Source organism: Kordia sp., assembly GCF_965283645.1.
GTDB lineage: Bacteria > Bacteroidota > Bacteroidia > Flavobacteriales > Flavobacteriaceae > Kordia.
In genome coordinates this window covers 1,552,929-1,565,802 of the sequence record NZ_CBDIPG010000001.1, presented here as the reverse complement: position 1 = coordinate 1,565,802, position 12,874 = coordinate 1,552,929, and the positions used below count along the sequence as shown (strand labels likewise).

General features: G+C 33.5%; 10 protein-coding genes. 9 read left to right on the top strand and 1 reads right to left on the bottom strand.

Going from position 1 to position 12,874, the window contains the following annotated elements; translation table 11 throughout:
- Positions 1-1,908 (top strand): 1,4-alpha-glucan branching protein GlgB, encoded by a 1,908-nt coding sequence (gene glgB / locus ACQ654_RS06725; protein ID WP_430409557.1) that lies wholly within the window; start codon positions 1-3, stop codon positions 1,906-1,908.
- Positions 1,909-2,516: 608 nt separating this feature from the next.
- Positions 2,517-4,919 (top strand): glycoside hydrolase family 31 protein, encoded by a 2,403-nt coding sequence (locus ACQ654_RS06720; protein ID WP_430409556.1) that lies wholly within the window; start codon positions 2,517-2,519, stop codon positions 4,917-4,919.
- Between the two features lie 1,064 nt (positions 4,920-5,983).
- On the opposite strand, the gene ACQ654_RS06715 is transcribed toward ACQ654_RS06720, so the two are convergent.
- Entirely contained in the window at positions 5,984-6,859 is an 876-nt protein-coding gene (locus tag ACQ654_RS06715) for an alpha/beta hydrolase (RefSeq protein WP_430409555.1), read from the bottom strand.
- A 150-nt stretch (positions 6,860-7,009) separates the two neighbouring features.
- On the opposite strand from ACQ654_RS06715, the gene ACQ654_RS06710 reads away from it, so the two are divergent.
- The 7 genes from ACQ654_RS06710 to ACQ654_RS06680 all read left to right on the top strand — a co-directional run bounded on the left by ACQ654_RS06710 (position 7,010) and on the right by ACQ654_RS06680 (position 12,827).
- Positions 7,010-7,831 carry a M48 family metallopeptidase gene (locus ACQ654_RS06710; RefSeq protein ID WP_430409554.1) on the top strand — a complete coding sequence of 274 codons (822 nt, stop codon included), beginning with the start codon at positions 7,010-7,012 and terminating at the stop codon, positions 7,829-7,831.
- Positions 7,832-7,908: 77 nt separating this feature from the next.
- The gene (locus ACQ654_RS06705) at positions 7,909-9,240 is read left to right on the top strand and encodes an MFS transporter (protein ID WP_430409553.1); all 1,332 of its coding nucleotides are present in this window, start codon (positions 7,909-7,911) and stop codon (positions 9,238-9,240) included.
- A gap of 212 nt (positions 9,241-9,452) precedes the next feature.
- Entirely contained in the window at positions 9,453-10,109 is a 657-nt protein-coding gene (locus ACQ654_RS06700; protein WP_430408590.1) for an IS1 family transposase, read from the top strand.
- Between the two features lie 100 nt (positions 10,110-10,209).
- Entirely contained in the window at positions 10,210-10,770 is a 561-nt protein-coding gene (locus ACQ654_RS06695; protein WP_430409552.1) for an RHS repeat domain-containing protein, read from the top strand.
- Positions 10,730-11,200 (top strand): hypothetical protein, encoded by a 471-nt coding sequence (locus ACQ654_RS06690; RefSeq protein WP_430409551.1) that lies wholly within the window; start codon positions 10,730-10,732, stop codon positions 11,198-11,200. The genes ACQ654_RS06695 and ACQ654_RS06690 overlap by 41 nt, the downstream gene beginning before the upstream one ends.
- A complete protein-coding gene (locus ACQ654_RS06685) occupies positions 11,197-11,628 on the top strand; it encodes a hypothetical protein (protein WP_430409549.1) in 432 nt (143 codons plus the stop codon). The genes ACQ654_RS06690 and ACQ654_RS06685 overlap by 4 nt, the downstream gene beginning before the upstream one ends.
- 18 nt (positions 11,629-11,646) lie before the next feature.
- Positions 11,647-12,827 (top strand): IS3 family transposase gene (locus ACQ654_RS06680; protein ID WP_430409548.1). Its coding sequence is split into 2 segments (ribosomal slippage): positions 11,647-11,917 and positions 11,917-12,827, totalling 1,182 coding nucleotides; the frame shifts between segments, so codons are not numbered across the junction.
- Positions 12,828-12,874: the final 47 nt, after the last annotated feature.

The window sequence follows — 12,874 nt, the reverse complement described above, 5'->3', positions numbered from 1 at the left end:
ATGGCAAAAGTAGTTTCACATAGTTTATTCTCAGAATTTGATATCAATCTATTCAAAGCTGGAAAACATTACAAGCTCTACGAAAAATTCGGTTCACACATGATGACTGTCGATGGTGTAGAAGGAACGTACTTTGCAGTTTGGGCGCCAAGTGCAAAAACGGTTTCTGTCATTGGTGATTTTAACTTTTGGATCGAAGGCGAACATCAACTCAATGTACGTTGGGACGAAAGTGGAATTTGGGAAGGATTCATTCCAAATGTTGGAAAAGGAAGTACGTATAAATACAAAATACAAAGCAATCACAACGATATCAAAACGGAAAAAGCAGATCCGTATGCACGTCGTTGCGAACATCCACCAAAAACGGCTTCTGTAGTTTGGAATGCTGAGCATGATTGGAAAGATACCAAGTGGATGAAAAAGCGTAAAAAACACAATGCCTTAGATGCGCCGTATTCGGTATATGAAGTACATTTAGGTTCATGGAAACGTAAATTGGAAGAAAACAAATTCCTTTCATATGTAGAATTGGCAGACGAATTGGTGAAGTATGTAAAAGATATGAATTTCACACATGTGGAATTGATGCCAGTCATGGAATATCCGTACGATCCAAGTTGGGGCTATCAATTGGTTGGATACTTTGCGCCAACCTCACGATTTGGAACTCCAGAAGAATTCAAACTATTAGTAGATAAACTACATCAAAACGACATCGGAATCATCTTAGATTGGGTTCCGTCGCACTTTCCAGAAGATGCACACGGACTCGGTTTCTTTGATGGAACGTGTTTATACGAACATCCAGACAAACGAAAAGGCTATCATCCTGATTGGAAAAGTTTAATCTTTAACTATGGAAGAAACGAAGTAAAATCATTCCTAATTAGTAATGCAATATTTTGGCTCGATCAATTTCATGCAGACGGTTTGCGCGTAGATGCAGTTGCTTCCATGTTATTCTTAGATTATTCTCGTGATGAAGGCGAATGGGAACCAAATCAATTTGGCGGACGCGAAAACTTAGACGCAATTGCGTTTATGAAAGAAATGAACGAAGCTGTTTACAATATGTTTCCAGATGTACAAACCATTGCGGAAGAATCAACATCATTTCCAATGGTATCACGTCCAGCTTCAATTGGTGGACTTGGTTTTGGAATGAAATGGATGATGGGTTGGATGCACGATACGTTGCAATACTTTGCGAAAGAACCAATTTATAGAAAACACCATCAAAACGATTTAACATTCAGCATGACCTATGCATTTACGGAAAACTTTATGTTGCCGCTTTCGCATGATGAGGTTGTCTATGGAAAACATTCCATCTTAGGAAGAATGCCAGGTGATGAATGGCAACGTTTTGCAAACTTACGCTTATTGTACAGTTACATGTTTACACATCCAGGCGCAAACTTACTATTTCAAGGGTGTGAATTTGGGCAAAGTGAAGAATGGAATTTTGAGCAAAGTCTCGATTGGCATTTGCTAGAATATGATGTGCACAAAGGCGTTCAAAGTTTAATCAAAGATTTAAATAAACTCTACAAAAAAGAAAAAGCACTTCACGAAAAGCAATTTACAGCAGATGGTTTTGAATGGATAGATTACAACGATGCTGAAAACTCAGTCTTGGTATACATCCGAAAAGGGAAAAAACCTGAAAATGACTTGATTATTGCCTGCAACATGACACCAATTCCGCGTGAAAACTATCGTATTGGTTTGCCAACTGCAGGAACGCTAAAAGAAATCTTCAATAGTGATCTCAAAAAATACAACGGAACACACGATTTTGTAAACAAAAAAATAACTTCTGATAAAACAGAATGGCAGTTCAGAAACTATTCTGCAGAAATCAAGATTCCACCGTTAGGAATGGTAGTGTTGAAGTATGTTTAGACGCGGCTTTGCCTGATAGTATTTTTTGTATCGCGTTGCTTATGGTATATTGGTATTGTGAGCTTCACTTTGAGTAATTCGCTAAAGCGAATTGTTATGGAGAAGTACTTTGAAAGAATAAATGTAATTTTTTAGACTTGTTACTCAAATTCACTCGATGTGAAGTTGTCATATCATAAATTCTAAACGTCATTTCAAGTGGCGAATCATGGATTCGTTGTATCGAGAAATGCTTAAAAAACGAAAATGTATAATTTTTAGATATTAATTACATAACATAGTAATTCAAAAAGTAGATTCCTGCTTCGGCAGGAATGACAGAAACAGCTAAATAATCATCTAACCTTTTCAACCAAAACTACCATTTGTGAATTTGTGGCAAAAAAATAGTTTCAAACAGCGAAGAACAAATAACAGAAATTCATCACTATCAAAACAAAGGTTTTAGTCGCTAATAATCAGAAAATCATAAAAAAACCTCTAAAAAAATCACTTTTCAATAATTATAATCAACTATAACGTTATCGTTAATAAATCAAGCTTTTAAAGCTTTCAAATCTCTAATCTTTTCCGTTTTTTTACATAATATCTTAAATCTTACAACAAACATGATTGTAAATACAGAATTAGAAAACAAAGGAAATTTATTTCCATCCAAAATAATAAACTTTCGCAAAGACGTAGACACTTTATATTTTACGGCAGAAAATGATGTTGTCATGCAAATGCGAATCGTTCGTGATAGTGTATTACGTTTTAGATATACCACTACAGGAACCTTTGAAAATGATTTTTCGTATGCAATTACAAAATATGCAAGTACGGGATACAATCATTTAGCCATAGAAGAAGACGAAGAAAAATACATCATCACAACGTCAAAACTAATTTGTCATATTGCCAAAAACAACATGCGTGTTCGATTGTATGATGCAATAGACAATACACTGATTAATGAAGATGAATTAGGTTTTCATTGGGAAGAAAGCTATGAATATGGTGGAAACATCGTAAAAATGAGTAAAACTGTCAATGAGCGTGAAAGTTACTTCGGACTAGGAGACAAGCCAGATCATTTAAACCTAAAAGGAAAGCGTTTTCAAAATTGGGTAACCGATTCGTATGCATACGGAAAAGATACAGATCCAATCTACAAAGCCATTCCGTTTTACACAGGCTTGCATCATAACAAAGCCTACGGAATCTTTTTTGACAATACATTCAGAAGTTATTTTGACTTTGCACATGAACGTAGAAATGTAACAAGTTTTTGGGCGCAAGGTGGTGAAATGAATTACTATTTCATCTACGGTCCACAAATGCAAGATGTCGTAGAAAGTTATACAGACTTAACCGGAAAACCACATCAATTGCCGCCATTATGGGCATTAGGCTATCATCAATGTAAATGGAGTTACTATCCGGAAAGCAATGTAAAAGAAATCACAAAGAAATTTAGAGACTTAAAAATTCCGTGTGATGCTATCTATTTAGACATTGATTATATGGATGGTTTCCGTTGTTTCACTTGGAATAAAGATCATTTTCCAGATCCGAAACGAATGGTAAAAGAACTCGCTGAAGATGGATTTAAAACGGTTGCGATTATTGATCCAGGAATTAAAATAGACAAAGAGTACGATGTTTTTAAAGAAGCATTAGATAAAGATTATTTCTGTAAACGTGCCGATGGACCGTACATGAAAGGAAAAGTGTGGCCAGGCGAATGTTACTTTCCCGATTTCACCAAACCAGAAGTACGCGATTGGTGGTCAGGATTATTTAAAGAATTGATTGAAGACATCGGAATCAAAGGTGTTTGGAATGATATGAACGAGCCAGCCGTAATGGAAGTGCCAAACAAAACATTTCCAGATGATGTCCGACATGATTATGATGGAAACCCATGTAGCCACAGAAAAGCACACAACGTTTATGGAATGCAAATGGCACGTGCAACGTATCAAGGACTAAAGAAGTTTAACTATCCAAAACGTCCGTTTGTCATCACACGTGCGGCATATTCTGGAACACAACGCTATACTTCAACTTGGACAGGCGATAATGTCGCAACTTGGGAACATTTATGGATTGCAAACGTACAAGCGCAACGTATGGCAATGTCAGGTTTTTCCTTTGCGGGAAGTGATATTGGTGGATTTGCTGAACAACCACAAGGTGAATTATTCACACGTTGGATTCAACTTGGAATCTTTCACCCGTTTTGTAGAGTGCATTCTTCGGGAGATCATGGCGATCAAGAACCATGGGCTTTTGATGAAGATGTTACGGATGTAGTTCGAAAATTTGTAGAATTACGTTATCAATTATTACCATACTTATATACTGCTTTTTGGAACTTAGTAGAACATGGAACGCCGTTATTAAAATCGTTGGTAATGTTCGATCAAGAAGATCATCAAACGCATTACAGAACAGATGAATTTGTTTTTGGAGACAAAATATTAGTATGCCCAATTCAAGAACCAAATGCCAAAGGTCGTAGAATGTACATTCCACGCGGAAAATGGTACAACTACTGGACTGATGAATTTGTAGAAGGCGGAAAAGAAAAATGGGTTGATGCAGAAATTGATAGCATGCCGCTTTTTATATTAGAAGGTGCGATCATTCCAAAATATCCAATACAACAATATGTTGGTGAGAAAAAGATTGACGAAGTAACACTAGAAGTTTACTACAAAGAAGGAAAAGAACGTTCGCAACTATTTGACGATGCACATGACGGTTACGATTATACAAAAGGTCGTTACAGTCTGAGAACCTTCAAACTAACAGGAAAACCCAACGAACTCATCATTCAACAACACAAAGAAGGAAAATACATTACCACGTATCAAAACTTCAAACTAAACATTCACGGATTACCATTTAAAGCTAAAGAAGTTCAAATAGACAACGTAATTGTAGCACTTTCAGATTTAAAAACTGATGAAAATGGTGCTATGATTGTAGCAAAAGATTTCTCTGAAATTCATATTATTGGATAAAGAAACACCAAATGTTGAATTATAAATTTTAGATTCAAGAGTCAAGACTGTAGTAGGTTTTGGCTCTTTTTTTATTCGCTTTTGCGAGATGTGAAAATTTAAAATTCAAAGGTTCAATGATAGTTTTGCGTGTGTCTGAAGAAATAATGAAGTAGCAAGCGGAAGTGCGACGCGACAGCGTAACGCATGTAGCTTAGATACTGAATGTTGCTTAGCAATTTCCTGTAGACAGAATTGATTTTTTGTTTCTTTTTTATCAAGAAAAAAGACAAGTAAAGAAACTTGAGTAATTATTTGTGCAATACTGAATTGATACTAAAAAAGTTCAACACAAGGTTCAACATATCGAAATGTGCTAATTTTCAAATATTTATAACGATTTGGATGTTTTGTTTTGATTATTTTGAATTTCATTATTCAAAGTTCAATGATAGTTTTGCGTCTGCTTGAAGAAATAATGAAGTAGCAAGCGGAAGCGCGACGCGACAGCGTAACGCATGTAGCTTAGATACTGAATGTTGCTCAGCAATTTCCTGCAGACAGAATTGATTTTTTTGTTTCTTTTCATCAAGAAAAAAGATAGGTAAAGAAACTTGAGTAATTATTTGTGCAATACTGAATTGATGCCGAAACAAGTTCAGCACAAAGTTCAACATATCGAAATGTGCTAATTTTCAAATATTTATAACGGTTTGGATGTTTTGTTTTGATTATTCAAAGGTTCAATGATAGTTTTGCGTGTGTCTGAAGAAATAATGAAGTAGCAAGCGGAAGTGCGACGCGACAGCGTAACGCATGTAGCTTAGATACTGAATGTTGCTTAGCAATTTCCTGCAGACAGAATTGATTTTTTTGTTTTTTTTCATCAAGAAAAAAGATAGGTAAAGAAACTTGAGTAATTATTTGTGCAATACTGAATTGATACTAAAAAAGTACAGCATAACGAAATTTCACACATCACTACGAGGAGTTTCGACGAAGCAATCTCATGCTATGAAACAAATTACTTCACTATTGTTCATAATGACGTTATATAATTTTATATTTTCAAATCAATAAATTCATCATTTCGATGACAACAAAAACGTATCAATCTTTTGAATGACATCTTTATTCCCGAGAATTCTTCTATGCCCTAATCTTTCAGTAATATAAATACTTCCGTCAGATAGTTCATTATAAATAGCATGTGCACAACTTACAGGAACATCTACATCGTTTTCATCATGAATAATTAAGGTTGGAATATGTACTTTTTTTGCGGCATTATGTGCAGAAGCATAATCGATATCACGCCCAAATAACTTATCCAAATTTGCTTTCATCTTTATTCCAACTTCATCTTTCAACGTAAGTGTACGTGTAAAATGTTGAATAATATCGGTAATCACATCTGCAGCACCAATGGTAACAAGTCTTTTAACTTTAAAACCTTCACGAACCGCATTTAGCAACGCCATTCCGCCCAAACTATGTCCAATAGCAAATTCAAAAGGACCATAATGTTGTTCTATTTCATGAATCGATTCAATAAATTCGGGCATGGAAGTCGTTGAACCTAGGGCTTTTCCATGAGCTGGCGCATCAAAACTGATAATTTCATATCCTAAGTTTAGAAAATGAGCTGCAATTTTAACTAGTTGCGTTCCGCGTCCACTCCAACCATGTGCTAATAAAATCTTTTTATCACTTTTTCCATAACGATATACAACTATCGTTTTTAAAATTTCGGGCACATCAAGTTGTGTTTGTTCCGTTTCTTTGTCCATATGAAACTCACGCTTTGGAATTTTGTGTTTTAACGGTGTCATAAACAAACGTTGTGCATATTTAGCGGCAAGCGAAGTGGAAATAAATTGTAAAAAACGTCCTGTGTGTAAAATTACTTTGGGTACTTGTACAGCAGGTTCGGACTTTATATTTTGTGTAGTTTGACTCATTTTTTGGTTACATATCTAAGATAATTCAAAATTGAGGTTTTTTTTTGAGTTAAAGAAATACATCTATTGGTTTAATCATATATTTGTTTATTCAGTAAATTTGTCACATAATAATTAAAGATTTTAACAAATAACCTTAAAAATAAGAATATGAAAAAGATAATGTTTCTCTCTATATTTTTGCTGATTTTGTCATGCGCGACAAATCCTTTTACAGGAAAAAAAACACTAGCGTTTGTATCAAATGATCAATTATTCCCAACAGCTTTTGCACAGTATGACCAGTTTCTAAATGAAAATAAAGTAATTAGAGGAACTTCAAAAGCAGAAATGATTCAACGAGTTGGACAGCGAATTTCGGTTGCGGCTGAACGTTGGTTAAATGCAAATGGACAACAAGGATATTTAACAGATTACAAATGGGAATACAATCTGGTAGACGATCCGGCAGTAAATGCATGGTGTATGCCAGGTGGAAAAATTGTTTTTTATACAGGAATTTTAGATGTAGCTCAAAATGAAACTGCAATAGCGGCAATTATGGGACATGAAGTTGCGCACGCATTGGCAAATCATGGACAGCAACGTATGAGTGCAGGATATATTCAACAAGGGTTAGCGGTTGCAGGTAATATTGCCATAAAAGATGAACAATCGCGTCAAGCGTTTAATCAGTATTATGGAGTTGGATCCAATGTATTAGGAATGTTGCCTTTTAGTAGAAAACATGAAAATGAAGCAGATAAAATAGGCGTATATTTAATGGCAATTGCTGGCTATAACCCAGATGAAGCTCCTGAATTGTGGAAACGTATGGGCGCTAAAAGTAACGGACAAGCTCCGCCAGAAATGTTAAGTACGCATCCAGCAACTCAAACACGTATTGATAACCTTCAAGCAGAAGCGGGACTAGCAAAAACGGAAGCTAAAAAGTTTGGTGTAACATCATTTCGCCCAATAGGAAGATTTTAAATCAAAGACATTCAAAATAAATATGTATTTTAGGAGCTGTCCATTTTTGGACAGCTTTTTTTAGTTAAAAAAATAATATGGACACAACAACTGGATTGCAAAAAGGAGATAAGAAACTAATTAATGGTTGGGCATTTTACGATTGGGCAAATTCTGTATATTCATTGGTTATAAGTACAGCCGTTTTTCCAATTTATTACGCGTTGGTTACAAGTGGATTTAAAAGCTATGAACTTACTGAAAAAATACAATTTCTAGGTACAGATTGGAATCCAGAAACATTAATGAGCTATACGATAGCATTTTTTATGTTAATTGTAGCATTTATTTCTCCCATACTTTCTGGAATTGCAGATTATACAGGAAACAAACTCAAATTCTTAAAATTCTTTTGCCTTTTAGGTTCTTTATCAATCATTGGATTGTATTTTTTTCAAGGAGAATCAACATTATGGGTTGGAATTTTACTGACCATAACTTCCGGAATTGGATTTTGGGGAAGTATCGTCTTCTATAACGCGTATTTACCCGAAGTTGCACATCCCGAACAACAAGATGCGGTTAGTGCTAAAGGTTTCATTATGGGCTATATTGGTTCCATATTATTGCTAATCATTTGTTTGGCAATGATTATGAAGTTTGAATCATTTGGATTTGAAACAGTAGAACAAGCATTTCGTATTTCTTTTATAATTGTTGGACTTTGGTGGCTTGGTTTTGCGCAAGTTACCTACAGTAGATTGCCCAAGAATGAATCCACAAGAAAACCACAAAAAGGCTATTTAACTAGCGGTTTTAAAGAACTAGGTAAAGTGTGGAAAGAACTTAAAAATTATGCACAATTACGTACATTTTTAATGTCATTCTTCTTTTTTAGTGTTGGTGTGCAAACCATTATTTACATGGCAGGAATTTTTGGAAGTACAGAATTAGGATTGCCTTCAACAAACTTGATTGGCGCTATATTATTAGTACAATTTGTTGCAATTTTTGGTGCGTATATTTTCTCAAATGTTTCCAAAAAGTATGGAAACTTAACAGCATTAAAAATTACAATTATCATTTGGGGAATTGTTTGTTTTGTGGCATTTTCACTAGATAAAAATCAAGCGAATATTGAACTATATTTTTACGCTTTGGGCGGATTAATAGGTTTAGTGCTTGGCGCGATTCAATCCTTAGCACGTTCAACTTATTCAAAATTATTACCTGAAACAGAAGATACTGCAACCTATTTTAGCTTTTATGATGTTACTGAAAAAATAGCAATTGTATTAGGAATGGTGGTGTTTGGAGCGTTAAATGCAATTACAGGTTCTATGCAATGGTCTGTGTTATTCTTGGCAGTTTTCTTCTTAATCTCATTTATTGTATTGAGCTTTATCAAAAAGACAAAATATGTTCAATAATGAATTTAAGTACATATAGGTAATGGGTGAAAATGGTGCTTTAGAAAAAAAGTGAAATTTTGATATTGACTATCAATAACTTAAATAAAAAATGAGTCTCTTAATTGAGGCTCATTCTAGTTCTTTGAAATAATGAAAGTTCCTTAGAGTGTATAAAATAAAGAATCTATTTCCCTTCGTGGTGTAAATTGGTGCTTGGTATATTTGTGGTTATGAATTGTAAAAAATGTAATCAATCACATTGTATCAAAAAAGGGAAACGAAATGGTCGACAACGTTATCATTGTAAAAATTGCAAACACAATTTTCAAGATAATTATACATACAATGCTTATAAAGTAACTACCAATATTTGGATTACCAGATTATTAAAAAATAGTTGTGGAGTTATGGATGTTTCAAGAATATTAGAAATTTCTCCAAAAACAGTTCTGTCAAGAATGTTAAAGATTAGTAAACAGATTAAGATTCCATATTTCAATAAGTTTGGATGCACGTTTGAAGTAGATGAAATGTTCGTGAGAATCGGAAATAAAGAAACAAAAAATTATTTGACTTATGCTATCGAACGGAAAACCAAGGATGTAATTGGTTTTGTAATTGGCAATAGAAACACAGAAAACTTGAAATTTGTTATTGATAAAGTTCTCCTACTCCAACCCAATAGAATTTATACAGATCGTTTAAATATTTATTCAAGTTTAATTCCAAAAGAAATTCACAAACGCTTTCAATATTGTACCAACAAAATTGAAAGAATGAATTTAACCTTACGAACACATATCAAACGATTAATTAGAAGAACAATTTGTTTTTCAAAAAGTAAGATTTATCTTGAAGCTCATTTAAAGATTTACTTTTGGGGATAGTAATGATAAATTGAAAATTCTCAATAAAAATACACGTTCATTGAAAATAAATCATTAAAAATCATATGATTAAGTTGTTTATTGAGAGTCTTTCAAAAACTTGAAAGTAGATTACTATCCTTTTGGATTGAAACATAAAGGGTATAATTCTCAAATAACTGGACGTGACCATCAGTATGGATACAATGGAATTGAGGAAAGTAATGAACTTGGAAATAACATGTTTGAAATGGATATGCGTCAGTATGATCCTGCCATTGCACGTTGGGTAGTACAAGACCCAATAACACATCATGATTACTCTCCATATCAAGCTTTTGATAATAATCCTATATTCTTTGCTGATCCTAGTGGAGCAGATGGTGAGCATTATAATTTTAGTTCTGGGCAATATGAAAATGGAAATGGAGAAGCAGTTTCTTACGATGAGGCAATGGCTAGTCAGGGTTTAAATGCTGATGGAACTGAAAGTTCTAATTCTGCCGTAAGTGATACAGTAGAAGAAGAATGTTGTGGTGAAGCGGGAGCAGAAAGAATGATTCGACAACGTATGGCTAGTAAAATGGCCAAAAATCAGGGACTCAGTGAACTAGATGTTAATAACCAAATAATGGGGGAAGATGCTGAAGCTGGGTATCAAGGCAGAAAAAATGGCGGTTGAGTTGCTTGTTGGAGAAATTGTTGTTATTAAAATTTTCCAAGGAAGGAAATGGTTATATAAAGCATATGAATTAAAAAAAGCGTCAAAAGGAGTCAATGTAGCAGCTGGTGCAGTAAAGTTTAGTGATGAATCTGCAAAAGCTATGTATGACTTAGGAACATATCATTATTTTGTGTCGATAAAAAATGGAGTGGCTAAGGTAAATATCAATTTTACCAAAGTAATAACACCAGGGAGTATGGAATTAGTAGAAACTACCCTTAAAGCAAATGTTGCTGATAAGATAAAAGTTGTAACAAATACTGTTACGCCTAGATTAAAAAAGGTTTTTAATTATTTATCAAAAAAAGGAGGCACATATCAAGGATATACAGTAATAAAAAATTGGAATCCCTTATCTCCTTTTGTGTTAATAAAAAACTTATTATGAAAATAAATATTTTAAAAGCTAGAATTAAGCGTAATAACTTGGAAAAAAATGCAGGTCATTATTTTGTTGACGAAACTTCAGCAATTATTAATCTCTTGAAGAAAGAAGGAAAAGAAGTTTTATTAGGTATTCATAGAAAAGATGGTGTTTATACTATATTGGAAAAAAAATTTGTTTATTATTCTACAGCTTCGGGACATAAAGATCAAATTCAATTAAATAAATTTTCTGATATTCTGCAGAGTAACGCTCTAAAAAAAGGAAAATTTTTTTCAAGTTACAAATATGTAAAGTTAGATAATAATGAAAGAGTTTGGCTGAAGAATCAAGCTACTATGGAATCTCTTTGGAATACAATTTTATGGTTAGAAAAAGTAATGGAATATTTACATTTGATTGGACATAGAGTTAAGAGATTAAATCATTAATTAACTTAACTTTGAAAGATGTCAAAAAAACGAAAGACTTACACAGAAGCATTTAAACGCAAGGCAATAGCATTAAGCCATCAAAAGGGTAATGTAGAAGAAACCTCCCGAGAATTAGGATTATCAATATCAGTGCAGCATCGTTGGCGAAAAGAGTATAATGAATATGGTAAAAACAGTTTTCCAGGACCAGGAAATCCTAAGCAAACAGATGATCAAAAAGAAATAGCCAAACTAAAGAAACAATTACAAGAGAGTCGCTTAGAGAATGAAATATTAAAAAAAGCGGTGAGCATCTTCTCCAAGAGCGACAGAACAAATATAGATTTATAAAGCACCATAAATTGAAGTTTCCAGTTGAGAAGATGTGTAAAGTATTAGCAGTAAGCAGGAGTAGTTATTATAGTTGGTTGAGCAAGGAACCATCAAAACGATGGTTAAACAATTATTCTATTATTTATTTCATCAAACATATTTTTGAATATAGTTATCAAAGCTATGGAGCAGAAAGAATGAAAGCTGAATTAGAAAAATATGGTCATTATGTATCTAAACGTAAAATAGCAAGATTGATGCGAGAACTTAATCTAATTGTAAAGCGTAAACATAAGTTTAAAATTACAACAGATAGTAATCATAAGTATCCTGTAGTACCTAATCTATTAAATCAAGATTTTAAAGTCCATAGGAAAAATCAAGTATGGGTATCTGATATTACCTATATATACACAAGCAAAGGTTGGTTGTATTTAACTGTGATTATTGACTTGTTCAACAGAAAAGTCATTGGATGGTCTATGAGTAATGATTTAAGTACTGAGAACACTATTATACCAGCTTGGCATATGGCTACTAAAAATATTAAAATAATACAGGAATTGATTTTTCATTCAGATAGAGGTTCTCAATATGCAAGTAATATATTCAATACTGTTCTCAAAAGTTATAAAGGGCTTGTGAAGAAATCTATGAGTAGAAAAGGGAATTGTTGGGATAATGCAGTAGCAGAATCTTTCTTTAAATCTCTTAAGGTGGAATGGGTATATTATCATAAATATGGTAGCAGATCTCAAGCTGAAGTATCAATCTTTAAATGGATAGAAACTTGGTATAACAAAAGAAGATTGCATTCATTTTTAGGATTAAGATCTATTGAAGAATTTGAACAGGATATGGAAAATCAAAAATTAGCAACATAACTCCCTTAACTTTTTGTCCAGTTTTTTGTTGCTATTCCACTCTTTAA